Genomic DNA, 25,270 nt, shown 5'->3' with positions numbered 1-25,270 from the left:
CGTGGCAACTGTGAGGTGTGTCTACCAATCAAGCGCGGTTTTTAGCCGATGAAGCTGATCTTTTTTCCTGCTCGAATATGGGTGTAACCTTTTTATCATGAAGATTTAGCCTTTATTCAGCAAACCCTAATTATGATGATGATGGAGTCAGTAGTGGTAATGCTCTTTTGAGTGGCACTAATAATCATTCACTTGCTTATAGTTACGGATCTTTTGAAGATTTGTATTCCAGTTTGGAAGCAACCTTACAACCAGCAGAATCAGTTCCTGAACCCGGTACTATTCTTGGTTTAGTTGCTGTTGGTGCTGGTTTAGTGTCTTCTAAACGCAAAAAACAAGGTTAATATTAAATTATTTTAACTTGTAGGGTGGGCATTGCCCACCTGCTGCAATTAGATTAAGGTCTGAAAGAATCCACTACTATTATCTTTGACGATAGACATCTTTTCGATGTCTAATCCTAGTAATTCGGATTAATTTAGCAGAATCATCAATTTCATAAACAACTCGATAATCACCCATTCTAACTCGATATAAATTATCATTACCCTTTAACTTAACTATACCAATTGGTCTAGGATTTTGACTTAATTCATCTATAACCAAACCAAGACGCTGTTTAATTTCAGTTGGTAAACGGCGAAACTCCTTCACTGCCGAACTTTTAAAAGTGATGCTATATTCTGTCACTCTTGTTTGCTCTCCCCTTGCATTTCTGCTTTTAAATCTTGCCAAGAAATCTCTGATTCATCCTTTCTAGCACGAGAAACAGCGAGATCATAAAAATCTTCCCAAAGTTCTCCCCATTCATTTAAGTCAATTAGAACCGCTTGTTTTTCTCCTTGTTCATCCACAACAAATTGAATTCCTTTCATTTTTTTACTTTATAAATATAGTTAAACATTTACATATATTACAAAATCCAGGCAAATTTTTCAATTAAAATTCTCCTCTCAATTTGTTCATATCATAATTAATTAGAAAATTTAGCTTTTATTGCTTCCATTGTTCTCAGTCTATTAATTGAAGCTAAAGTAAAATTTTTAACGCTAATGTAAACCCAGGAATAACATTTTCTCCATTTAAAATTGCATCAGGAGGATAAGTTGTTATGGAACCATCTTGACGATAAACTAAAGCTTGACGGTTATGAAGATCAATTAACCAACCTAACTTAACCCCATTTTCTCGATACTCTTCCATCTTATTTTTTAAGACATCTAAGTTATCGGTTTTTGACCTAATTTCAATGACAAAATCTGGTGCTAAATTAAAAAATTCGTCTTCTCCTTCATCCCACCCTAAAGGTAGGCGATCTTTAGCCACAAAAGCAACATCAGGAGAACGAACTGCACCATTAGGTAGTTTAAACCCTGTACTAGAACTAAATACCTCTCCTAAGTCATTTTCTTCTACCCAGGTGAATACATAAGCACCTGCTTTGATTTCTCGATTGCTTGATATTTTTCCTGTGGGTGCCATAGTAACTAAAGTTCCATCTGCATTGCGTTCAAATCTCAATTCTGGGTTTTGAGAACTGAGTTTTATTAATTCTTGATCTGTAATAGTTGAAGTGATTTGTATCATAATAAATCTCCTATAATTTTTGCAAATACCGTTTGTTATTTTAAAAGATTATCAGCAAAATAACGATGATATAATTGACAACTGGGTTTAGCTTCATCTCCGACTAAATTAATTAGTCCCATACTTTCTAATTTATAAGCAACAGATGGTTCTAATTGTACTCCGCTATTACTTTCAACTACTTCTTTCATACCTTCAGCTAGTTCAGGAGACGATTGTAAATTATCCCAATGACGGCGTAAATGACTACTATAAATTCCACCTTGGGTTGGTGCTTCTACTAATAGTTTTTTCTGAGAAATTTTCTGAGAAGCTAATGCTTTTAAAGCTAAATCAACTAAATAAGGATGTCCTCCTAACATCTCAATCAAATCTTTAGTAAATTGTTCTTGTTCTGTATTTTTTGCCCAATCTAATTTATAAACTTTAGCTAACTTTAAAACTTGTTCTAGGTTAAATCCTGGTAATTTAACTTGTTTTCCCACATTAAAGGGTGATTGATTGGCATCTAATTTAATATAAACTTCCGTAGAATTAGCAATTACTAAGCGTAGGTTTTGCCAAATTTCTAAATTATTTGCTTCTTCGTGCCAATAGCGTAACATGGGCAAAAAATCTTTAGCAATATCCGCATATTCAAAAATCCGATCTAAATTATCTAAACCCAAAACCAAAGGGCGATCTATATTTTCTAAGACATAACTTTGAAAATAGGTTTTACAACTGACTAAACTACCAAATAATTCCTCGTCCCAGTAATCATCTAATTGAGGTTTTAAGCCCAATTCTCGACTAATATTAGCACAAAACCAACGTAAAAATTTATCTAAACTGCTAAACATTGCTGATTCAGCAGATCGCAGATTAAGGTAAACTTTACGACAATCATTATTTTCTGCATGGGCTAAAATTAAGTTTAAAAGAGAAGTTTTACCCATTTTTTCTGGGGCTTTGATGCGTATTAATGCCCCAGGTTTAAGAATAGTTTGATAACAATCTGATTCAATGGGAGGACGGAAAATATAATCACCGTCAGGGTCAGGAGTTTCAATAATAACAAGAGAATTTTCTGGTTTCCATTCAGGATATTTGATATCTTTTAACCATTCTCGTAAGATTTGAAATTTTCCTGGTCCTTTGTGGCCAGGAAGTAATTCGGGACAACCATTAGGTTTATCACTAGAAAAACAGCTATATAAGTCTGTCATTTGTTTTTTATAGGTTTCATGACTTGCTGCTTCTGCCAGTTCCCATACTTTTGTATCCGGTGTACGCCAGTTTTCATAGGCAAACCGAACTAAAAAAATGTCTTTTAGTCTCCCTTTTAAATTTTGTTCGTTGGCAACTTCTTTGAGGAATAGATCCCAGTTTTTTGGTTTCATAGCGATCGCATGATGATAGTACCGATTAAGATAACAAATTATTGACGAGATCGGGCTTAAGACAACTACTTCTAAGCCAGAATAGTTTCATTATTCTACTATTTTCTACTTAATTCCATGTTAGCTTCTCTAAGACATAGGAAAAATTAATCAAAAATGGGACTGACATTCTCATAAACGATCCCTATCATGATAGTAGAGAGGAATAATCCACTGAGAGAAACCCTCTGATACGGTGTGAGTTAAGGAGATCACCTAACAATGAACAACAAATTAAGTTTCAAACGTAAACTAGCCACCATCATAGCGATTTCCCTTCTAGTGTTTTTCGGTGTGGAAACCGTGGCCATCGCTACGTCTAACCCTTTTGCCGATAGTTCTACTACTTATAATCAAGACTGTCCTGGGGACGACAAGGATGATTGCTAAATATAAACTCTCACCACAACACACCTAAACCTTAGATAAAGCTGGGATTATTCCTAGCTTTTTTTGGAACTTTCCCTTGAAGTGCTTATTTTTGTGGTTTAAAGTTCCGTTCTAAGGTTTCCACTAATTCTATCTCATCGGGTCGCATTTTAGCCCATTTCTCTCGATCGCTACGAATTTTAGCTAAATGTTCCTCAATATTGTCTGGAGTCATTAAAACACCGAAATCTTCAGGAACTTGCTCAACATTGTGGGATAAAACGCGGTTTAATACAAAAGCACCGATCTGGGGGGTATAGTGAGAATTATCAACATAATTGTTCATAACTGGTTTGATGGGTTCAGTTGTGATGGAATTATAGCCAGAAAAATCCCAAACGGGGGTTATGGCGATCATTTTTCGTTTCCATTCTTCATAGCTATCCCATCTACCGGTAACTCGTAAAGTTTCCCATTGGGTTGCGTGGGCCGGAGAAATAAAGACAATTAATTCAATATTACGCTGACGACAAAACTCAACTATTTTTTGTAAATCATTGAAACGATCATCTGATAGTTTATATCGAGGATGAAAGTCAAAATATTGGTTGATAATAGTATTAAATCTCCAAGGGGTGTTACCATCCTTGGGGTTATGATAAGGATAGGGTAAAAAACCATCGTGTCCATAGGTTAACCCTTTAGTATTGTTTGTTTCTGTTAAATTGTCTTTAATAGTGTTTTTACTGGCAATAATCGCATCTTGAGAAAAAAGAGCATTGAGTAAGTCCGTGCCTATTATATGGGTTTTATTTAATCGTTTTTCTACAAAGGAATCTTGGAGTTTATAAAAATCATTAAACATATAATGGTCTACTCCTATAATGACTTTTTTTAAGTTAGGTTGATTGGTATAGGTATGTTCTAAATAGCGAAGAATTTCATAGGTATTAGACCCATCAATTCCTAAGTTATAAGTGGTTAAATTTTTGGGCAACCCTGGATGATTAGTATCTATTCCTTGTTTAACTCTGGAGGAACCAATGATAATTATTTCTGGTTTAATATTAATGACATCGATGGTTTTGTATAGGCGATCGTAGTTATTTTTTTCTGTTTTATGTAACGTTAAACTAAAGGGTTGATTATGGCGAAAAATATCATAAGGGTCAACCAAAAAATTACCGAAACTAATTCCAAAAAAACTTAAAATGATTGTGCCTAAAAATAAGTAGTTAAAAGAACCAGATTTCTGCACAGTATTATTAGGTTTGGATTTTTCTTTCTTAGAGTTTATTGACAAATTAAAGTTAAGCATAATCTTGTATTTTATTAAAATTGAAAATATAGAAATTCAGAAACACGATTTAAAGACAATAAACAGTAGGTAGCTAACAAACCTAATAGCAATGCCCAGAAAGAGTTAAAGTTTATTTTTTCAGCAATTTCTTGACTATTAGGTAATTTTAATGCTCCTATCATCAAGACAAATAAAACCAGAAAACTCAATAATTTACTATCATAAAAACTAGGTAAATATTTAAAATCACCCCAAGGATTAAGTTGTAAGCCAAAATTAGTTAAAAATCCTAACTTACCTCGAACTTCTCCAGGTAAAACAATTCCTTTCATACCTATCATAGCTTGAATCATTTCCATTGCCTCTGATAAACTTTGAGCGCGAAACATCACCCAACCGAAAATAACAGCTAAAAAAGTTATGGTCCAAGCTAACCATTGAGGAAGAGAAATATTCAATTTTCGCCAACTATGATTAATTGACAAATACAAACCTTGTAACCCTCCCCAAATAACAAATGTCCAGCCTGCACCGTGCCATAAACCTCCTAATAACATGGTTATAATTAGGTTAGCATATCGTCGAATTTCACCGCGACGACTTCCTCCCAAGGGAATATATAAATAGTCTCTTAAAAAGTTAGATAATGTAATATGCCAACGTCGCCAAAAATCACTAATTGATGTGGCTTTGTAAGGAGAATTAAAGTTAATAGGCAGGACAATATTAAACATATAACCTAACCCGATGGCCATATCAGAATAACCAGAAAAATCGAAATATAATTGTAGAGTATAACTGATAGCCCCTACCCAAGCTTCCAGAAATGTTAAAGAACTTGTATTATTAAATATAGTTGCTACCCAAGGGGATAAAGTATCAGCAATTATGAGTTTTTTAGATAATCCAATGGTAAAAAATATAAATCCTAATGCTAAATTTTTGGAAGAGAAAATTTTATTTTTTAAAGAACGGAGTTGGGGAATTAATTCATCGTGACGAAGAATAGGCCCTGCAATTAATTGGGGAAAGAAAAGAATAAACAAACCATAAGTAGGTAGATCATAATTTTCCTTTTTTAAGTCTTCTCGATAAGCATCAACTAAATAAGCAATTTGGGTAAAAGTATAAAAAGAGATTCCCAATGGAAGAATCAAGTTTTCTAATTGATAATTGGTGGAAAATAAAGCATTAAAAGAATCTAGAAAAAAGTTGGCATACTTATAATAAATAATAATGCTTAAATTTAAAATTGTTCCTAGAACCAAGAAAAATTTGGCACGATTACTAGATTGTTCACACTTAGAAATTTCTGTGCCGATACTGTAGTTAATTACCACAGATAAAATAATCAAAAAAATGTAGTGAATGGTTTGTCCCTGTCCTGCTGGGGCAAAAATATTCCAGTAAGAATAGAAAAATAGGGAACTAACTAATAACCAAATTGTAGCCCCTTGAGTTAAACGAAACTTACTTAACCCCCAAAAACCGAATAAGGTCAAAGGTAAAAACCCTAAAATAAAAATTGTAGAATTAAATAACATCTCGATAAACTTATTTCAAAATTACTCTTAATTAACTCACAAGCTTATCACAAAAATTCCCCAGTTATTAGTTTAACTTAAATTTAATGAGATTACTTTCTCCGTCGCCGAACGATTGGGTTTTTTCCTCTTTTTGAAGAACGATAACGGGAATGTCCTCCTAACTCTTGACTAACTTCTTGAAAGATATCACGACGTAAATAAGGATACTCTCCCACCCATAAATTATGTTGAGGAAAATACACATCCGTAATCCTATCAATACGGCTTAATTCAGGGGTTTTTGACAAAATTAACATTTCTGCTATTTGTCCAGGCTTAATAACCCGATAAAGGCGGTTTATAGGGGCTTGTGTGATTGCGGTAAACCCCTCTTCATCTCCCACTTCTATATTAATCCGTCGTTCTCGGTTTTCAATCACCACTAACTCCCCCCATTTATTCACCGTTTGTTCTTCTCCCACTAACTCTTCGGTGATAAACACATCCAAAACTTGTCCTTGCCAAAACCCACAATAACTATAACGACGGTATTTGCCATTACGAACGCTGGCCCACAATACCGGACCCCATAACCAATAGAGTCCGGCAATGATATCAAAAATCAGTTTAATGCTTCTGTCCACCCCTGAACCAGCTAATATTCCCAATAACCAAGTCGCCACCAAAGCGATTAAAGAAATAAATAAACGTTGCAATAAATCTGGCCATTTACCCCAATAAAAAGAATATTGACTTCCTGTAGCAATTGGGGGAATAATTTCTTCTAAAGCGTTACGGGTTAAAGGGACTAGCATGATAATTTTTGGAAAAATATAGCAATCAGTTATCAGTTGTGACAATTAAGTTTGAGTAGAAGGGAACAGGAAATAAGAAAAAAGATATCCCCTCAATAATCCCTGATTGCTATAGTAACAAATTTTTATATTCAAAAAGCTTAAACAATATCAGTATTTTTTTCAGGCTAAAACCCCATGTAAAAATATATCCGCTATTCCTTCAGCCATTTCTTGTAAAGCTTTGGGAGAAGCTTCTGGGGTGATAATGGTTTCGGAAGAAAATCCGGCAATGGCAAACATTCCTAAGAAAACTTGAGCAACAATTTTAGGATTTGTCCGACGATAAATACCTCTTTCCATGGCGGTTTCAAAGAAAGCTTCTGCTACATCTGTCATTTTAATAATTACTTCTGACTGTATTTTTTCTCGTAATTCTTGATGAAATTGTGCCTCGATAAAACAGACTTTTAATAAATCATTATTTTCCTGCATTCTTAACATCCTTCGCCGCATTACTTGAGCAACTGCTTTATAGTTTCCCATTTCGCTTAATTCTGTTAATAAGTCCGTTAAAATTTCTATCCATCCTTGGGTAGCAACTTCGATTAGAATGGCTTTTTTATTAGGAAAATAACGGAATAAGGTTCCTTCTGCTACCTTTGCTTTCTTGGCTAAATCTTTGGTGGTTGTACCATCATAGCCTTGAGCGGCAAATAGACGCAAGGCTGCTTTGAGAATACGAGATCGTGTATTTTCTTCTGTATTGGAAGTTTTAAGGGTTTGGGGGAAAAAAGTAGAACGAAAACCTGACCTTACCATAATCATAAGCATAACGACTCAGACCATTTTCTCCTAAGACGGGCTAAATTTTTAAATATCTTCACAAAATGTTGTTTTTTAGTTCCCTTAACAAGAGATAATGGCACAGTATACCATCAAATCACTAACCATTATTTGATAATTATGACTAACTCAACCACAGAATACACCTTACCGGATAATTTTACTAGCACCGAAATCACCCATCAAGAAGCTATAGAAACGGTGATCGATAGTTTACAAGAAAATGATAGTGCGATGGTGCATCATGATGGGCAAGGATACATTTGGAAGTTTCAATATGGTAGTGTTGAAACTTACGTTCAGCTAACAGGAGAAAATGAAGAAGATTTATTAACGGTTTGGGCCCCAGTCTTAACTCTTCCTGCTCAAAATGAACTGGGTTTAATGCGCAAATTATTGGAGATGAATGGAGAGGAAACTTTAGAAACTCGTTTCGGAATTATGAATAATCAAATTGTTGTCTTAAGTCAGCGTACCGTTGAGGATTTATCTCCAGCAGAAATTTCTCGTGCTATTACTTTAGTGGCGACTATTGCTGATGATAATGATGAAAGATTAATTGAAACTTACGGTGGAAATCCTATTACAAATTAGTTACTTATTACCTTTTTAAAACATAAAAATGTATCAGATTAAACAAGAAACTTTATCTTTAACCACACGAGATGGAATTAGACTCGATGCTGATATTTATAGACCCAAAAGCAACGAGTCTTTTCCTATTTTATTAATGAGGCAACCTTATGGAAAAAAAATAGCCTCAACTGTGGTTTATGCTCATCCTATTTGGTATGCTTCTCACGGTTATATTGTCATCATTCAAGATGTTAGAGGACGAGGAACTTCTCAAGGAGAGTTTAAGTTATTTGCTAATGAAATAGATGACAGTTTTGATACTATAAATTGGGCTTCTCAGTTGTCTAGAAGTACAGGAAATATAGGAATGTATGGGTTTTCTTATCAAGGAATGACTCAATTATCTGCTGCTTCCACTCAACCACAAGCATTAAAAACTATATGTCCTGCTATGGTTGCTTATGATTTATATCATGATTGGGGATATGAAAATGGAGCATTTTGTTTACAAACTAATTTAGGTTGGGCGGTACAATTAGCAGCAGAAACAGCTAGATTAAAAGGAGATATTAATACTTTTCATAAACTCTATCAAGCATCCCGAAATTTACCATTATTTGATCCCATTTCTGCTTATCCAGATTTAATGAAAGAATTAGCTCCAGACTCTTTTTATCATGACTGGATTAATCATCCTTATTTTGATGATTATTGGTCGCAATTATCTCCTAAAACATTCATAGATAAACTAGATTTACCCATGCTACATATTGGGGGATGGTTTGACCCTTATTTACGGGGAAATATCAATCTATATAATGCCATGAAAACCAAGAATACATATCCTCAAAATCTAATTATTGGTCCTTGGGGTCATCTTCCTTGGGGTTCAAAAACAGGAAGCAAAAACTACACCAATTCAGCTATTAGTTTTATTGATAAATATCAAATTGATTGGTTCGATCACTTCCTCAAAGGTAAAGAGATAGATCATTTATATTCTCAACCTATCTCTTTATTTGAAATGGAAAGTAATCAATGGAAATATCCTCAAAATTGGAAAAATAATGAGGTTAAAAGTTACTATTTTTCTAGTCAAGGTTTAGCTAATGTTAGAGAAGATGACGGTCAATTAATTGATAAAATTCCTGATGATAATATGAATGATATTATTATTCATGATCCCTGGCGGCCAGTTCCATCTTTAGGCGGTCATGCTAGTATTCCATCAGGTTCTTTTGACCGTTCTCAATTAGATACTCGTTTCGATATTATAACTTATACTTCTCAAAAATTAACAGAAGATTTATCAATTACTGGAACACCTTTTATAGAAATTTATTGTACAGCAGATACAAAAAGCTTTGATATTTGTGCAATTTTATCAGAAGTAAAACCCGACGAAAAAGTTTATAATTTTAGTCAAGGTTATATAAGAATTAACTCGGAAAAATTCCCCATAACCATTCCTTTACAACCCACTTGCATCAAAATCAAAAAAGATAGCTGTTTAAGACTTAGTTTAAGTGGTGCCTGTTTTCCTGCTTATGCTTTGAATACAGGAACAGGACAAACACCAAACGAAGAACAATTAATTGACGCTAAAATTATTACTATAAAAATTTGGAGTAACCCTGAACAAATATCAAAAATTATCTTACCTATTAATTAATATCAATTACCTAAAGTCTTGTAAAACATTCGGTGTAGGGGTCAACGGCCGTTGACCTCTACAATATTAACTTATGTAGTTTAAGTTGATGAAAATGGTATAAAAACCAAAAAATTAATTATATCTTCATCCTGCCGATCACCCCGTCTCCCCACACTCCCCACACTCCTAGTCTCCCCATCACCCCCTAGTTTGCATAATTTTACTTACTATACACAATAGCCTATGTCAAGAATATGTAACACTTATTTGCAAAAATTAAAAAATTGTTACATAATAGAAAAAGAAGAGAGCAAGGCATTCAAACAAGCCTCACTCTTGACTAAATTATTCAGTGTACAAAGATTCCAACAGAAATCATGGTATATACAGCACCCAATTTTAACATTCAGGCTCTTGATGTGAATTCTGTTACCGAGCAATTTCAAAGCCTTAGCACCGATGATAAGCTAGGTTTACTTTGGGTAGCTTATACAGAAATTGGACGTTCCATCACGCCAGCAGCCCCTGGTGCAGCACGTTTACAGTTTGCCGAAGGACTTCTTAATCAGTTCAAGAATATGTCCCAGGACGAGCAACTACAGGCAATGCGAGACCTAGCTAATAAAGTTAGTACCCCTGTTACCCGTGCTTATGGCGTATTTACTAATAATACCAAATTAGCCTTCTGGTATCAATTAGCAGAGTTGATGGAAGCAGGGGTTGTTATTCCAGTTCCCCCCTCCTATAACTTAAGTGAAAAAGCAAACACCACTTTATCTAGTCTTCAACGTTTAGATTTTAACCAACAGATTACTGTTTTACGTAATGCAGTTTGTGATATGGGTATTGACCCTTTAGCTTAGTATATTTTTACGATATCCTAACAGCAAAAGAGCAGGCAATCTGCTCTTTTTTCGTATTAAATAATACCCCCAGAAAGTATTATGTTTAGGATTTAGGAAGTCATGGAGATTTCTCGTTCCTTAGACTTAGAGCTAGGGATATGAAAAATGTCCTAACTTATTTTTGTACTCCGATAGATTAGTAATCTAAGGAAATAAAAATTATTCATTATCCATTATTTATTTTTGTATCTTTCTACAACTATCTGTTTACTAACTCGAATTAATTTGTAAACTCCTTCTTGTTGAATTAAGCTATAGTCAGACTTGTCTAAACCTAACTTATTGAGATATTTTTGTTCACTAATAATTAAGACAGTATCAGAACTATCTTGTTGTTGGAAATAGTCTAAAGCTGGACCATTATCGATATCCGCTTCTGTAACAGAATCAACTACTTGTTGAGTATAAAAAACCAAAGTTGGACGCATAAAACCCAAAAAAGCTAGTCTTTCTTCTGGTTCTCTTTCTGTTTTAACAATGCTAGACAGTTCCCTCAAAGGTAACTGTCTTTGATTATCTACAATTTGAGCAACAGGTAAGCCAACCCAGGAGAAAAATGCCAAAAACCCTAATAAGTTAGCCACCCATATCCAGCGACGATAATTACGGAAAAAGAGGAATAATAAACAAGAAAATGCAGCAGATGACCAAATAATTCCCCCCTTAATAGCTGAGTTTGAACCTTGTAAAAGTTCTTTAAACTGGGGCATCATTGCATCTTCACCAATTAATTGATAAGCAAAGAAACTCGCCACACCTAAACCAATTAAAATGCCAACGTTAGCAATACCAGTCAACAAAAATAATAAATTCCAAATTCCTGATGAATCTTCTTTTTCTGATTTTATCTCAACTTGTTCACTCCAAAATAAAGCAACAATAATAGCAGCAGCCGGCATCAAAGGAAGCACATAACCTGCTAATTTCGTCACGGAAACAGAAAAGAAAATAAGAACCACTAAAAACCAAGCTAAACAAAAAATTCCTAGATGATTTCTCCGAGGTGAATCTATCCATTTTCGTCGCTGCCAGACTTTTAGTTTAGCAATAGCTAAAGGTAAATAGATTGACCAGGGCAGTAACCCCACCATAATCACAGGAAGATAATAATACCATGCTCCAGGATGACGACTAACTACGCTGGTAAACCTTTGGACATTATGCAGTCCAAAAAACGTACTAATATATTCTTGACCGTGTTCTAATGTAACTAGAATAAACCAAGGAACAGAGATTAACAAAAAACTACTAATTCCTAATAACCAAGGTGTTTCCTTTACTACTTCAATAAACCGTCCAACATATAACAGAAAAGCAATTACAGTTAACCCAGGCAAAACCAAGGCTACTGGTCCTTTAGCTAACACGCCTAAAGCCATAAAAACCCAATAAGCAATGTACCACCATTGCCCCACTGGTAGCCCATAATATGACTTAGAACTGGTTTCAGAATAGCCATAACCCAAGAAGAAAGATAAGCAAGCTAAGGCAATACCACTGGAGAGAAACATATCAGAAACTCCAGTTCTTCCCCAAGCTATCCAGAAAGGATTTAAAGCGATAATTCCTGCTCCTATCCAAGCAGAAAACCATAACTTTGTTGGAGTTTTATTTGTTTCATTTACCCGTGAAAAACCGAATATCTTTAGGGTATAAAAACCTAAAACTACAACAGCGATCGCAGCTAAAGCCGAGGGAATTCTTGCCCCCCATTCGTTGAGTCCAAACAGTTTAAAAGATAACCCTACTAACCAATAAGTCAAAGGAGGTTTATCGAAACGAGTTTCTCCATTCCAATAAGGTGTTACCCAGTCACCATTTATTACCATTTGACGGGCAGCTTCGACAAACATTGGTTCTGTTTTATCCATTAAACCAATGCTTCCTAAATTAATAAAAAAGGCGATGAAACTAATAAAAAATAGCCATAGACCAGAAAAAAGCCAAAGGTTCTTAGTATCCTTTTTCCAGGCAGAGACCATTTTATTTTTTTGATTTTCTATAGTTATTTTATTCATTATATATTTAAAAATTACGATATTTCTTACTAATTGATTTCAAGAGAATAACACAAAAAAGGAATCCTAAATAAGCAACACAAACACCTCCGATTAAATCAGTAACCCAATGAATATTTAAGTAGATACTAGCCCAACCCATTAGGGCAACTAAAATAGTAGAAATAATGTACAAAAACGTTCCCCATTTGGGAAAATGAAAAGCCACTAAATAAGAAAGGTATAAATATAACATCAAATTGCCAGAAACATGACCACTAGGATAACTTTTCCCGTGAACATCAATTAACCCAGGTGCAGGGCGAATACGACCAAACCAAGGCTTTAATATTTGATCAATTAATATTAAAACTCCTAAAGCTGATATGGCCAAAACTTGTGCTTCTTGCCAGTAACGTTTCCAGCATAAAAAAATCAATCCAGCAATGACAACAAAGACAGCAACCTCCGCCTCCCCTGTAAAGTAAGATACCCTAGCTAAGAACATTAAACTAGGATGCTCGGTTTGACGAACCCACTCCAAAAAAGTTGCGTCCCAAGCATCAAGACTTCCTGAAACAACAGCCACGGTTAAAGCAATAAAAAAAAGTAAAATAGTAATAACGGTAATGACAGTACTATTCAGACCATTTCCTGTGTATTGTTTCAGTTTTATCTTCATACTGTTAAGGGATTTAATCAATAACTAATCGTCATTTTATAATAACATCAAGATTTGGAAATAGCTTGATGTTTATTGAACCTTGACTGCTTATGCTTGTTTTTATAATAAGCATTGAGTTATCTAAAATATTAATCTATTTAATATTAAATATGAACTAATAAAATAACCAATATGTAGACGGATAATGTATCAAATTAGTTCCCACAGAAAATACTAGGTAGTGTCTGCAAAGTTCAGAAATCTTACTTGACGGAAGCAGAGTAAATATAGGAAACAGAGGTGGAAATTAGTTTATTTTTAATATTCTAATAGTTTGCATACAGACCCTAGAAAAAATAATATTGAACTAAAAAAACTGGACTTTAACAAAAATCCAGCAGAAACCATGAGATTGAGCAATTTTGTCACTATTTCGCTTAGAGTATGCCCCAAAAGTGCAATACCCCTTGACCCGTTACTAATTCTACGATTAAAGCCGAGACAAAGCCAATCATTGCCAAGCGGCCATTCCAGTTTTCAGCATACCCTGTAAAGCCAAATTTTCCTTCGTTTTGGTTGTTGCTTTTCATTAGAAATATTAGAATATAGCACTGTCTCTAAAGCATTGTAAATACAGATCAATAATTTGACAACTCTTGGAGAATATTAATCCTACTAAAGATCATGGATAGCTTGAGAACTGTCAATTGTTCAAAACGTCAGACCTGAGTTCGATATAAGAAAATTTATAGACAACCTGTCAAAATTAAGATTCTTAAACCCTAATTATCTCATGGAAAACACTCCAACTCCGAACTCCGAACTCCGAACTCCGAACTCCGAACTCCGAACTCAGGTTTATGGGGAACTGAGGTCAGTTAGAAAGAATCTTGAGGAGTGAAGTATGTTAATGTTTGAGGGTTAATCAATTTATACACAAAGCTAAGATCACCCTTTAAACTGATGATTAATAATCATCATTAATAACTCAAGAGGATAAAACGATGACTTGTGAACAACTGCAAAAATCTTATCAACAGCAACTTGTCAAAGCCGGTGTATGCCAAAAAAAAGCCGAACAAGCAGCCAAAACATTGACTGTTCAACAACTGCAAATTATTGGTGAAATTTGGCAAGACTGGGGAAAAGTGGTGGGTCGTCTCAACTAGCAGAGAACTTATTTCTTGAGCCTCAATCAACGCTAAAATCAAGAAAGCCCATAATACTATAACTAAAACTATATGACGATCCCTCCTGAGTCTTCTTCTGTTTCATCCTCAGAAGCTAAGGACAAAGAAGAGATTAACTCCTCACCGCAACCTAACTCCTTAAACACTTCTTTATCATCTGTTAATTTAGACTCTCCTCAAGAGTCCCCAAAACCCTTATATCTTCAGGAGGTTAAGTCCTCTAATCCCTGGTTACTCTTAACCGCCATTGCCATGATGGCAATTGGTTTAATTTTAAACTTACGTTGGGTCGGACTAACTTCTGCGATCGTAGCTCTCATTTTATCTTTAAGGGTCATTTTTCCCTCTGTGCAAAATTGGGTTCTCCAATATCTGACCCCAGAAGAAAGGGAAACCCTAATTGGATTTAGCGTTTTTACTCTCTCCTTGGCAGGGGTTTTTTACTATTTAGGCGTTTATCAAATTATCCGTAACTGGCTTAATCAGTTCAAATACGATGAGTTTGGTTCTTGGGCCGAATGGGTTGGGGCTTTAGGGCAGATTATGATCGCGATTTTAGCCGTCTATGTAGCCTGGGCCCAGTACGTAATCTCCAAGGATTTAACCGTACAGCAAAACCGCATCACCCAACAACAAACCATTGATACCTATTTTCAAGGTGTTTCCGATTTAGTCTTAAACGGAGAAGGAATGTTAGAAGATTGGCCTCAAGAACGTTCCATCGCTGAAGGGAGAACCGCAGCTATCCTCAGTAGTGTTGATGGCATAGGAAAAGCCAAAATTTTACGTTTTCTCTCTCAATCACGACTTTTAACCCCATTAATGCGAGATAGCCGTCTGGGAAGACCTATGTTAGACGGCATTGGCGGTTATGCTGAAGATCGAGCCTATGGGGTTCGAGTTATTAATTTAGGAGTGATGTTAGCAGGCGCAAATTTATCGAATCAAGATTTACGTTGGACTGATTTAAGTGAAGCTAATCTTGTTCGGGCTAACTTAAGCGGTTGTGATTTGGTTAAAGCTAATCTATCTCGTACCGTCCTCTACGATGCTAACCTTGAAGGAGCTGATCTCAAAAGCACTCGTTTGTTTTACGGTTCAGCAGAAACCGCCAGTCCCCGCTCAAGAAATCATCCCCCTGATTACACTACCGGTGCGTATACGGGTGTAGTTGTTGAAAATTGTAATTTAGCCGAAGTGAAAAATTTGACCCCCCAACAACACTATTATTTATGCGCCTGGTGTGGAGAAAAAAGCCGTCAGACTATTACAGGAGGTTGTCAAGAAATTCCAAACAAGTTAAATAGGTGAAGGCAACTCTTAAAAAAAATTAAAAGTTAGGATATATTATGATGTTAAAACTTTTTCAACTCTTTCTAGTTCTAAATCTGAAAAATAATCGATCGCCCAATTAGAAAGTCTTTGCATAAAGTGATAAGGGTAGGTATTAGCAATACCTACTACCTGCATTTTAGCTCGTTTTGCTGCTTCAATCCCTGCCGGTGTATCTTCAATAACTAAACAATCTTCGGGAGTCAATTGTAGGCTATTATCTAATTGATTAAAGCGTTCAACTGCTAATAAATAACCGTCGGGTTCCGGTTTACTTTTCTTGATTTCATCTCCACCGACAATAACTTCAAAATTGCTCAATATGTCTGCTTTTTCTAAAATGAATTTAACCTCAGAAAGTAAGGCTCCGGTTACTAATCCAATTCTGAAATTCTGCTCTTTTAAATTGTTTAAAAAATCTTTTACTTGGGGATAAGTTGGTAGTGTTTCTAAAGATTCAATCCGTTGTCGATAGGCAAGAGTTTTGGCTTTAATTAAATTATCTAAATAATCATCAGATGCGACTCTACCACGACGAGATAAGATATCTGATAAACAAGCACGATCGCTTCTCCCTAAACATAATTCTTGATATTCTGAGGGTTCGGGACGTAAATTTTCTCTTAGTAAAATTTCGTTGATTAATTCTTGATGAATTTGCTCATCATTAATAATCACCCCATTAAAATCAAAAATGACTGCTTTTAACATCTCTTTTCCTTGACCCATCAATTAAGTCTGAACACAAATATGTTCAAAGATTCACCTTAATTGTAACCTGAGATGGACATTTCTCTATTATCGGCAATCTTCATATTTAGTTGATTTTGTCAAATTTATTTTTTTAGCCGTTACAAAAATATAGAAAAAGTCTCTTATTTTGGGGCGTTTTTAAACTAATTTTGGGGGTGTCTCGGAAGTATGAAAATAGTTTTTTGACAACGTAATCAGGGTTAGAGGCTGTTTTGAGCGAAAATTGAATACAATAACTCCAGTATGAAAATTAGAGTATAGCGCAAAAATCCCATGAACTCGTTTACAAATAATAATTATTCTCAATAAAATATTAAGTTTTGTTACGAGTAACAGAATGTAAATTAGGAATTTTCAAAGCAAACTTTAACAATATAAAAGCTTTGCTTATCTATGGGGAAATAGTGCGCGACGTTTCCCTGTTTTCTTCGAGATCCCTAATAGGACAAATATAAAATTTGTATTAAGATAACTATAAAAACTTGACAAATAGAGAGGGGGAGATAATTCAAGAGTTTTTACTCTTATTTAATTTTAAAAATCAAATTTATGAGGATTTAAAGTCAATTTAAGGCTTAATTCGCTCAAAAATTGTCTGGAATTTTAACTTTGTCTTGAGGAGTATCGATGATAAATCTGAAGCCTGTGACATCCTCCCTAGCTGCATCTATGGTTGTCACCGTTATGGGGGCGTTTGATGTAGCCAATGCTGCTACTTTCACCTTCTCTTTCAATAATGAAGATGGTCCGGTTGCCGGTACAGTGGAAGGGGAGATCGAATTACCTGATGGAGATGGTACGTTTGCTGCTACTGGTGTAACTATTACCTCTGCGCCGGCTGCGTTGGGATATACTTTACCCATTGATGCTCTAGGCGGTGATGCTCCTTTAACTAATACATTTACTGTAGCTAATGGTGTAATCGACTCAGTTCTAAGCTCTTTTGTAGCAATATTTGCCCCAGGTACTAATTTATCACTGAATGATTTGAGTTTTGGAACTGGATCTGAATCAAATCTGGCGGGTAGCTTCGCCAACTTTACTGGTGTCTCTAATCTAGATAGTTCAACTTTAACCTATACTTCTGCTTCTGTTCCTGAACCCACTTCTATGATTGCTTTAGCTGGTGTAGGAATTCTTGGAGTTGCTAGTAAGTTGAAGAAAAAAGCTTAATTCTGTGGTTTTTCTCTGTAGGGATAATTTATCAGTTATCCCTATTTTTGGGCAGATTAATAAATTCTTCTTCGTTTATGCCATCTCCTACAACTCCATCCCATTCTTGTATTTCTTGTTTGTATTCAGGATCTTGAGCGTCTTCGGATAAAGATATAATTAACTGTTCTTTCAAAACTTCCTTGTTATTTTTTGTTAGAGGATTTTTGATATATTGATCAGGATTATCTTTAGGCATCTTATTTCCCAAGCTGATTAAACATACATCTAGAATAATAACCATTGTTCATTTATGTTTAGCGATCGCCTTGACGTGTAACGTTATCCGTCATAGCAAAACTATATGATCTAGTGTGGTGTTTGAGGTTCAAGAGATTCGGAGTACCTCGGAATGACAATGATAGAATGAAATGGAGATCAACACTGTACTAACAAAAAGAGATGTTCGAGTGGGATGACTCGAAGGCAGAGACTAACGAAACCAAACATTCAGTTTCTTTCCCCTTTGCCACAAGGGTTTTTGATGACGAAAATAGATTAACAGTCATTGATAAACGGTTCAACTATGGTGAGGTGCGATATATTACTTTAGGAAAAATAGAACAGCGAGTTTATGTTGTAGCTTACACCATCAGAGGTTCAGTAATTCGTTTGATTTCAGCAAGAAAAGCTAACAGTAGAGAGGTAAAACGTTATGACAACCGTTAACTACACACCAGATCCTCACAAAAAAGCTGAACTGAGTGAAGAACAATTATCCCGTTTAGAAGCACTTTCTGATGAAGATATAGACTACTCAGATATTCCTGAATTAGATGACGACTTCTGGGAAAATGCTCAGATTGTCAATGCTGATGTTACTCAAAACAAGTTATCATCTAGCGTAGGAAATTTTTAGGCAAAACTGACCCCAATGGGTACTATACAAACACTACCAGGAACGAGAGATATTCTGCCAGAAGAGATAGGATACTGGCAATATGTAGAAACTGTTGCGACACAAATACTGAGTCGTGCCATGTACTATGAAATACGTCCCCCTATTTTTGAGCAAACCTCCTTATTTGAGAGAGGAATAGGAGAAGCAACGGATGTGGTGGGGAAAGAAATGTATACTTTCAGCGATAGAGGCGATCGCTCTTTAACTTTACGTCCGGAAGGTACAGCAGGAGTTGTCCGTGCTTATTTACAAAACAACTTATATGCTGCCGGTGGAGTGCAACGTCTTTGGTATTGTGGCCCGATGTTTCGTTATGAAAGACCCCAAGCTGGCCGTCAAAGACAGTTCCATCAAATAGGTTTAGAATTAATCGGTACTGGTGATCCTCGAGCAGATGTAGAAGTTATTGCCTTGGCTACGGATATTTTGACAACGTTGGGATTACAGAGTTTAAAATTAGATATTAATTCTGTGGGCGATCGCAATGATAGACAAAACTATAGAGAAGCATTGGTTAACTATTTTCTCCCCTATAAAGAAGAATTAGATCCCGACTCCCAAGATCGTTTAGAAAGAAACCCCCTACGCATTCTTGATAGTAAAGCCAAACGCACCAAAGAAATTAATGAAAATGCTCCTAGTATCTTGGAATATTTGGGAGATGCTTCCAAAAAACATTTTGACCAAGTGCAACAACTATTAACTGATCTTGGCATTGAATACAACATTAACCCTTGTTTAGTCAGAGGGTTAGATTACTATACCCATACTGCGTTTGAAATTATCTCCGATGATTTAGGGGCTCAAGCAACCGTATGTGGTGGGGGACGGTATGACGGGTTAGTAGAAGAGTTAGGAGGAAACCCAACCTCGGCCGTGGGTTGGGCCATTGGTATGGAAAGGTTAATTATCCTGCTGAAAAAATTACAACCCTCTCCCCAAACATCCCCGGATCTCTACGTAGTTTCCCGAGGAGAAGCAGCAGAAGCACAAGGGTTACTTTTGACCCAAAAATTGCGTGCAGAGGGCTTAACCGTTGAATTAGATATGAGTGGCAGTGCCTTTGGTAAACAGTTCAAACGTGCTGATCGCAGTGGTGCGATCGCTTGTCTTGTGTTGGGAGAAGAAGAAGCAGAAAACAAGACATTACAACTGAAATGGTTGCAAAGTAAAGAACAACAAACAATGACACAAAGCGAATTATTTAGTCAAGTTGGGGAACTTAAAGAACAACTGAACAGACATAAAAGGCAGTAAGCTACTCCGCACCCTAAAAATCATGGCATCCTGGGAATTTTTGCTGCAAAAATATGATGATATTAAGTGGTATCCTGCTACTTCTTCTAACTTAAAATTAGAACCTGGAAAATACCGCATTTTAGTGAAATCAAACCGTTTTAATCGTTTAGTTGATGTTCGTATTAGTACCCCAGATAAAGAGACACAATATCATCAACGTCGTATTAATTCCCAGGGGTTAGTGATGATTATGCCTTTTACAGAATTAACCGCCGGAACTTCTTGGAATATTAGTTGTTGTGGAGATGTTTTTTCGGAGTTGTTAGGAGGAGGTTGGAGAGAAAGTATTTCCCTAAATATATTACCTATTACTGCACAAAATTCATTGCTTGAACCTTCTAATCCATCAAAAGAGCAACTGACTAAATATAAGACACCGTCTTTAATGACGGGGTTTACCAATAAAATACAAGAATATTTAGACCAAATAGAAAAAATATTAAAAGAAAAAAGTGAAATTAAATTAAATAATAAACATTCAGAAAAGGAGAAGAACATAAATTGTAATTCTTTAAAGACAAAGTCTTTACCTAAGATTAGTTTAGAAGCAGATGATTTTATTATTAATGCAGGGGAAAGAATCAATTTATCTGGAAGAATAGAAATAGCTAATACTCACGGAGAAATTTCCTTAAGTGCTAAATTACGTTATGAATTAATTGATCCTGAAAGCGAAGAAACTCTACTAAGGGTTGATTACCCATTGTCAGAGGAAAAATTGCCCTATTTATTTGACCATACTTTAGTTATTCCTGATGATATTGAACAAGATTTTATTGTTGGAGAATTAATGCTAGAAACCGAAAAAGGATATCCCTTAACCCATGCTTCTTTTACCATTAGAACAAATTATTATCATCCCGTTAATTGTACTATCGAACTAATGGATACTGAAACCAAAGATAGTTATACTTTTGATTTAGAATTAGCAGAAAAAATAAACAGTAAACACTCTAATTTACAATTACCCAATCCCAACCCATATTATCGATTATTTCCCTTACATTTCAGTAAACATCGGCAAGTTTTACCACCTAAATTAGAAAATAATTGTGTAACGGAGGAACGTAAAAAATTAAAATTACCAAATATTCGCTAACAATGAATAATATCATTCTGAGGTACGAATAACCTCTTTAAACTATTAACCACAATACATAGTAATATAATACATAATAATTACCTTGATAAATTATAAATTCAGTCTTATAATCTTCAGAAAGTTAGAGAATTTAAAATTATGAACTTCTCCTTTGATATTACTATACAAGATGTTATTAAAATGGTCAGTCCTTTACTGGCCATTGTTTGCGGTTTTATTCTAGGAATTATCTTTGAGAAACGAGTTGTCAAAAATATCAAGAAACTTGCTGCGAAAACTGACTGGAAATACGACACAATTATCATTGATTCTATTCAAGGATTTAGTGTACTTTGGTTTTCTTTGGGAGGGATAGCAGTTGCGACAAATATTTATCCTATTCCTCAAGCTATTCAACTTATTATTAATAAGTTTCTTATTGCTACATTTATCGCTTCAGCAACCCTAATTGTTTCTCGTTTATTAGTAGGTTTACTAAAAGCTTATACAACTAATGAACAAGGAATTTCTCCCTTAACTTCTTTATTTGAATTACTCACCAAAGTTGTTATTTATAGTCTTGGTGTTTTAATCATATTACAATCCATTGGTATTCAAATAACTCCTTTATTAACTGCACTGGGGGTGGGTGGTGTTTCTCTTGGTTTAGCGTTGCAAACTCCCTTAACAAACTTGATATCTGGGGTCAGTATTGTTATGTCAGGAAAAGTAAAACCTGGGGACTATATTCGTTTAGCAAGTGGAGAAAGTGGTTATGTTGTTGATGTAGAATTAAAATATACTGTGTTACAAGAAATAACCGATAATTTATTAGTTATTCCTAACTCTAAAATTCTTTCAGGAAGTTTCAAAAACTTTAGTTTACCAGATAAAATGATCGTATTTCCTATTACTTTAGATATAGCTTATAGTAGTGATCTAGAAACTGTTGAAAGAATAACTTTGGAAGTAGCAAATAACCTTTTTGAACAGAGAATTCTAGAAGTAGAAGATGAATCTACAGAAGAGTCTCAAGAAACAGAAATAGAGAGAAAAGAACCGTTTATCCTTTACAATAAGTTTGATTATTTTAGTATTAATATGACTATTTATTTGACAATGAATGAAAAGGAATTTTTTGAACATTTACAAATCAAACATCAGTTTCTCAAAGAGCTATATAAACGATATCAAACAGAAGGTATTGAAATTCCTTTTCCAATAAAATCAGCTTATTATCCTCCCCAAAAAACAGATGATTCTTATAGTAATTGAATAGTATTTGGTCATAAATTTATAAAAAAACTCAATGAAATTATCTCCTTTAAAATCAAGTTCAATAATAATACTAATAACAATTAGTATTATTATTCTTTTTATTTGTAGCAGTTTAAGACATATTCTATTTCAATCAACAGGTTGGGATTTAGCACTTTTTGATCAAGTCGTTTATCTAATTAGTCAAGGCAAATACCCTATTTCTTCTTTTTTTAAAAGTCATGTTTTAGGAGATCATGCAGCATTTATTTTTTATCCTTTAGCTTTACTTTATAAAATTTATCCCTCTGTTTATTGGTTATTTTTAGTTCAGGCGATCGCTTTATCTATTGCTAGTTTACCATTATATTTACTAGCTAAACAAGCAAATATAAAAGATAATTTGGCTTTAACTATAGTCGCCGTTTATTTATTGTATCCTTTAATTTTTAATATTAATTTATTTGATTTTCATGCAGAAGTAATTGCTCTACCAGCAATATTTTGGGCGGTTTTAGCAGCAAGACTAAAACATTTTATACAATTTATTATTGCTACTATTTTAATCCTAAGTTGTAAGGCAGTATTATCCTTAACCGTTGCAGCAATGGGTATCTGGTTATTATTGTTTGAAAAGAGGAAAAAGTACGGATTTTTTGCTTTAGTTTTAGGAGTATTTTGGTTTATTATTACCACACAATTCATTATTCCTCAATTTAGTGAGTCTGGAGTAGCTGCGGTGGGACGTTATTCTTTTTTAGGGGACTCAGTAACAGAAATTATAACCAATTTATTTTTACAGCCTAATATTATTTTGAGTCGTCTTTTTACTTTAGCTAATTTAGGATATATTATCCTTGTATTTATTCCTGTTATTTGGGTTTTATCCCCCCGTTATTTAGCCCCTTTAATCCCTGCAATTCCTACCTTGACTCTAAATTTATTAACTGATTATCAAGCACAAAAAGATTTACTTCATCAATATTCTATTCCTATTTTACCCTTTTTATTATTATCAGTTATCGCAACTTTAGCGGCAAATAAAAGCTTAATTAGTAAGCCTAAATATATAATAACTTGGTCATTAATTTGTTTTTTAGCATTAGCTAAATATGGTTATTTTACCTCTCGTTATTTACAGTCTATAGATACTTGGAAAGCGACAAATGAAGCAATTAGTAAAATTTCTACTCAAGGAAATGTCTTAACCTCCAATTATATAGCACCCCATTTAAGTCAACGTGCTATAATTAAATTAGCCGAAAATGGAGCAGAATCTTGGGATTTTGACCAATTCGATTATATCTTATTAAATCAAAGACATCCAGGCCGAGAAAGTTCTCCAGAATTAATCGAAACTATCAAAGAAAAGGTTAGACAAAATACTAATTTTAATTTAACCTATACAAAAGATGATATTTATTTATTCACTCAAAAAACTAAACAGTAAAATACTATTATGACAATTATTTTAACTAATGATGATGGTATTGATGCCCCCGGAATTCGTGCCTTATCAAAAGCATTAGGAGGAGAGGGCATTATTGTTGCCCCAAAAGAACCCCATTCTGGTTGTGGACACCGTGTCACCACCCATAAACCTATCCATTTAGATAAGCGTTCCTTGACAGAATACGCAGTAGATGGTACACCAGCAGACTGCACTAGAATTGCTGTAAAACATATTAATAAAGAGACAAAATGGGTTCTTTCTGGAATTAATGCAGGGGGAAATTTAGGAGTTGATGTCTATATTTCTGGAACTGTAGCCGCAGTTAGAGAAGCAGCAATGCACGGTATTCCAGGTATTGCAATTTCTCATTGGATTAAACGTCCTTCAAAAATTAATTGGGAATTAGCCAGCAAATGGACAGAAAAAGTTTTAGACTTTCTTTGGGATAAAACTTTAGAAACGGGGAGTTTCTGGAACGTTAATTTACCTCATTTAGAAACCGATTCACCAGAACCTAAAATTATTTTTTGTGAAGGTAGTACCCATCCTTTACCAGTTAATTATCGAGTGGAAGGAGACTTATTTTATTATCACGGAGAATACGCTAAAAGGGAACATTCAAAAGGAACAGATATAGACGTTTGTTTCTCAGGAAATATTGCTGTTACTTTGATTAAATTATAAGCAAGTTCAATAATGGAAAATGGATAATGGATAATCAGCTTCAAAAATTTCTTGACGAGTTTTATGTAAATTATTGATCATCTCTTCTTTAGTATTACCTAATTCTAATCCTCCATCCTTTTTAATTTGTTGACGAAGCATTGCTAGATCATTTAACCATGATTTACGTTGATAGGTGTTACTAATAAGCTGTTCAATTAAACTCACAGGATCGCTTTGTTCCTCTGTAGCTAATTGCTGTATTTTTTGATATAAATCTATGGGAATTTGAAAATCAATTAATTTACTTGTCATCGTTTTTCTCTAGTTTTTTGAATATTTTACCATTCTCTTATAGCAATCGCCAGGGCGATTAGGACATAGAATAGAGAAAGACCCTTAAACTTTTCTCCTCTATGGCTAAACCTTACAGTTATGATCTCCGCCAGAAAGTCATTGATGCAATCGCGCTTGATGGACTAAAAAAGAG

General features: G+C 34.7%; 29 protein-coding genes. 15 read left to right on the top strand and 14 right to left on the bottom strand.

Going from position 1 to position 25,270, the window contains the following annotated elements:
* Positions 1-167: 167 nt before the first annotated feature.
* Complete coding sequence (locus tag QNJ66_RS22450; RefSeq protein ID WP_300510872.1) at positions 168-344, top strand: PEP-CTERM sorting domain-containing protein; 177 nt, start codon at positions 168-170, stop codon at positions 342-344.
* Between the two features lie 79 nt (positions 345-423).
* Here QNJ66_RS22450 and QNJ66_RS22445 read toward each other — a convergent pair whose 3' ends face one another.
* From QNJ66_RS22445 to QNJ66_RS22430, 4 genes are all read right to left on the bottom strand, one after another.
* The gene (locus tag QNJ66_RS22445) at positions 424-690 is read right to left on the bottom strand and encodes a type II toxin-antitoxin system RelE/ParE family toxin (protein WP_300510871.1); all 267 of its coding nucleotides are present in this window, start codon (positions 688-690) and stop codon (positions 424-426) included.
* Positions 687-875 (bottom strand): hypothetical protein, encoded by a 189-nt coding sequence (locus QNJ66_RS22440; protein WP_300510870.1) that lies wholly within the window; start codon positions 873-875, stop codon positions 687-689. The genes QNJ66_RS22445 and QNJ66_RS22440 overlap by 4 nt, the downstream gene beginning before the upstream one ends.
* Before the next feature lie 154 nt (positions 876-1,029).
* Positions 1,030-1,587: a Uma2 family endonuclease gene (locus QNJ66_RS22435; protein WP_300510869.1), complete on the bottom strand. Its 558-nt coding sequence runs from the start codon at positions 1,585-1,587 to the stop codon at positions 1,030-1,032.
* 35 nt (positions 1,588-1,622) lie between these two features.
* Complete coding sequence (locus QNJ66_RS22430; protein ID WP_300510868.1) at positions 1,623-2,969, bottom strand: AAA-like domain-containing protein; 1,347 nt, start codon at positions 2,967-2,969, stop codon at positions 1,623-1,625.
* A 261-nt stretch (positions 2,970-3,230) separates the two neighbouring features.
* On the opposite strand from QNJ66_RS22430, the gene QNJ66_RS22425 reads away from it, so the two are divergent.
* Positions 3,231-3,398 (top strand): hypothetical protein, encoded by a 168-nt coding sequence (locus QNJ66_RS22425; RefSeq protein ID WP_300510867.1) that lies wholly within the window; start codon positions 3,231-3,233, stop codon positions 3,396-3,398.
* A gap of 85 nt (positions 3,399-3,483) precedes the next feature.
* Here the strand turns inward: QNJ66_RS22425 and QNJ66_RS22420 are convergent, their stop codons facing one another.
* The 4 genes from QNJ66_RS22420 to QNJ66_RS22405 form a co-directional block, all read right to left on the bottom strand.
* Positions 3,484-4,695 (bottom strand): hypothetical protein, encoded by a 1,212-nt coding sequence (locus QNJ66_RS22420; protein ID WP_300510866.1) that lies wholly within the window; start codon positions 4,693-4,695, stop codon positions 3,484-3,486.
* 14 nt (positions 4,696-4,709) lie between these two features.
* Positions 4,710-6,221, bottom strand: a complete 1,512-nt coding sequence (locus QNJ66_RS22415; protein ID WP_300510865.1) for an MBOAT family O-acyltransferase — start codon at positions 6,219-6,221, stop codon at positions 4,710-4,712.
* A gap of 92 nt (positions 6,222-6,313) precedes the next feature.
* Positions 6,314-7,018: a phosphate ABC transporter permease gene (locus QNJ66_RS22410; protein ID WP_300510864.1), complete on the bottom strand. Its 705-nt coding sequence runs from the start codon at positions 7,016-7,018 to the stop codon at positions 6,314-6,316.
* A gap of 162 nt (positions 7,019-7,180) precedes the next feature.
* Complete coding sequence (locus QNJ66_RS22405; protein ID WP_300510863.1) at positions 7,181-7,819, bottom strand: TetR/AcrR family transcriptional regulator; 639 nt, start codon at positions 7,817-7,819, stop codon at positions 7,181-7,183.
* 144 nt (positions 7,820-7,963) lie between these two features.
* Here QNJ66_RS22405 and QNJ66_RS22400 point away from each other — a divergent pair, with 144 nt between their 5' ends.
* The 3 genes from QNJ66_RS22400 (at position 7,964) to QNJ66_RS22390 (ending at position 10,936) form a co-directional block, all read left to right on the top strand.
* Positions 7,964-8,437, top strand: coding sequence for a YbjN domain-containing protein (locus QNJ66_RS22400; RefSeq protein ID WP_300510862.1), 474 nt, complete (start codon positions 7,964-7,966; stop codon positions 8,435-8,437).
* Between the two features lie 28 nt (positions 8,438-8,465).
* Entirely contained in the window at positions 8,466-10,091 is a 1,626-nt protein-coding gene (locus QNJ66_RS22395; RefSeq protein WP_300510861.1) for a CocE/NonD family hydrolase, read from the top strand.
* A 359-nt stretch (positions 10,092-10,450) separates the two neighbouring features.
* Complete coding sequence (locus tag QNJ66_RS22390) at positions 10,451-10,936, top strand: orange carotenoid protein N-terminal domain-containing protein (protein WP_300510860.1); 486 nt, start codon at positions 10,451-10,453, stop codon at positions 10,934-10,936.
* 215 nt (positions 10,937-11,151) lie between these two features.
* On the opposite strand, the gene QNJ66_RS22385 is transcribed toward QNJ66_RS22390, so the two are convergent.
* The 3 genes from QNJ66_RS22385 to QNJ66_RS22375 form a co-directional block, all read right to left on the bottom strand.
* Positions 11,152-12,996, bottom strand: coding sequence for a glycosyltransferase family 39 protein (locus QNJ66_RS22385; protein WP_300510859.1), 1,845 nt, complete (start codon positions 12,994-12,996; stop codon positions 11,152-11,154).
* Positions 12,997-13,003: 7 nt separating this feature from the next.
* Complete coding sequence (locus QNJ66_RS22380) at positions 13,004-13,657, bottom strand: phosphatase PAP2 family protein (protein ID WP_300510858.1); 654 nt, start codon at positions 13,655-13,657, stop codon at positions 13,004-13,006.
* 419 nt (positions 13,658-14,076) lie between these two features.
* Complete coding sequence (locus tag QNJ66_RS22375) at positions 14,077-14,229, bottom strand: chlorophyll a/b-binding protein (RefSeq protein ID WP_007308517.1); 153 nt, start codon at positions 14,227-14,229, stop codon at positions 14,077-14,079.
* 414 nt (positions 14,230-14,643) lie between these two features.
* On the opposite strand from QNJ66_RS22375, the gene QNJ66_RS22370 reads away from it, so the two are divergent.
* Together QNJ66_RS22370 and QNJ66_RS22365 are read left to right on the top strand one after the other, a co-directional pair.
* A complete protein-coding gene (locus QNJ66_RS22370; RefSeq protein WP_300510857.1) occupies positions 14,644-14,808 on the top strand; it encodes a hypothetical protein in 165 nt (54 codons plus the stop codon).
* A gap of 72 nt (positions 14,809-14,880) precedes the next feature.
* Positions 14,881-16,140 (top strand): pentapeptide repeat-containing protein, encoded by a 1,260-nt coding sequence (locus QNJ66_RS22365; protein WP_300510856.1) that lies wholly within the window; start codon positions 14,881-14,883, stop codon positions 16,138-16,140.
* Positions 16,141-16,176: 36 nt separating this feature from the next.
* Here the strand turns inward: QNJ66_RS22365 and QNJ66_RS22360 are convergent, their stop codons facing one another.
* A complete protein-coding gene (locus QNJ66_RS22360; RefSeq protein ID WP_300510855.1) occupies positions 16,177-16,872 on the bottom strand; it encodes an HAD family phosphatase in 696 nt (231 codons plus the stop codon).
* Between the two features lie 669 nt (positions 16,873-17,541).
* Here QNJ66_RS22360 and QNJ66_RS22355 point away from each other — a divergent pair.
* The gene (locus QNJ66_RS22355; RefSeq protein ID WP_300510854.1) at positions 17,542-18,087 is read left to right on the top strand and encodes a PEP-CTERM sorting domain-containing protein; all 546 of its coding nucleotides are present in this window, start codon (positions 17,542-17,544) and stop codon (positions 18,085-18,087) included.
* Between the two features lie 31 nt (positions 18,088-18,118).
* On the opposite strand, the gene QNJ66_RS22350 is transcribed toward QNJ66_RS22355, so the two are convergent.
* Complete coding sequence (locus tag QNJ66_RS22350) at positions 18,119-18,325, bottom strand: CopG family transcriptional regulator (protein WP_300510853.1); 207 nt, start codon at positions 18,323-18,325, stop codon at positions 18,119-18,121.
* Positions 18,326-18,528: 203 nt separating this feature from the next.
* Here QNJ66_RS22350 and QNJ66_RS22345 point away from each other — a divergent pair, with 203 nt between their 5' ends.
* The 7 genes from QNJ66_RS22345 to surE all read left to right on the top strand — a co-directional run bounded on the left by QNJ66_RS22345 (position 18,529) and on the right by surE (position 24,801).
* Positions 18,529-18,795: a BrnT family toxin gene (locus tag QNJ66_RS22345; RefSeq protein WP_300510852.1), complete on the top strand. Its 267-nt coding sequence runs from the start codon at positions 18,529-18,531 to the stop codon at positions 18,793-18,795.
* Positions 18,782-18,985: a hypothetical protein gene (locus tag QNJ66_RS22340; RefSeq protein ID WP_300510851.1), complete on the top strand. Its 204-nt coding sequence runs from the start codon at positions 18,782-18,784 to the stop codon at positions 18,983-18,985. Before QNJ66_RS22345 ends, QNJ66_RS22340 begins: the two co-directional genes overlap by 14 nt.
* 15 nt (positions 18,986-19,000) lie before the next feature.
* A complete protein-coding gene (gene hisS / locus QNJ66_RS22335; RefSeq protein WP_300510850.1) occupies positions 19,001-20,284 on the top strand; it encodes a histidine--tRNA ligase in 1,284 nt (427 codons plus the stop codon).
* A 22-nt stretch (positions 20,285-20,306) separates the two neighbouring features.
* Positions 20,307-21,425, top strand: a complete 1,119-nt coding sequence (locus QNJ66_RS22330; RefSeq protein WP_300510849.1) for a hypothetical protein — start codon at positions 20,307-20,309, stop codon at positions 21,423-21,425.
* A 141-nt stretch (positions 21,426-21,566) separates the two neighbouring features.
* Positions 21,567-22,682 (top strand): mechanosensitive ion channel family protein, encoded by a 1,116-nt coding sequence (locus QNJ66_RS22325; RefSeq protein WP_300510848.1) that lies wholly within the window; start codon positions 21,567-21,569, stop codon positions 22,680-22,682.
* A gap of 34 nt (positions 22,683-22,716) precedes the next feature.
* Complete coding sequence (locus QNJ66_RS22320) at positions 22,717-24,114, top strand: DUF2079 domain-containing protein (protein ID WP_300510847.1); 1,398 nt, start codon at positions 22,717-22,719, stop codon at positions 24,112-24,114.
* 9 nt (positions 24,115-24,123) lie between these two features.
* Positions 24,124-24,801, top strand: coding sequence for a 5'/3'-nucleotidase SurE (gene surE, locus QNJ66_RS22315; protein ID WP_300510846.1), 678 nt, complete (start codon positions 24,124-24,126; stop codon positions 24,799-24,801).
* Between the two features lie 6 nt (positions 24,802-24,807).
* Here the strand turns inward: surE and QNJ66_RS22310 are convergent, their stop codons facing one another.
* Entirely contained in the window at positions 24,808-25,095 is a 288-nt protein-coding gene (locus QNJ66_RS22310; RefSeq protein WP_300510845.1) for a hypothetical protein, read from the bottom strand.
* Positions 25,096-25,270: the final 175 nt, after the last annotated feature.

This window comes from Crocosphaera sp. (assembly GCF_030064895.1).
Taxonomy (GTDB): Bacteria; Cyanobacteriota; Cyanobacteriia; order Cyanobacteriales; family Microcystaceae; genus Crocosphaera.
This window is presented reverse-complemented; position numbering and strand designations above follow the sequence as displayed.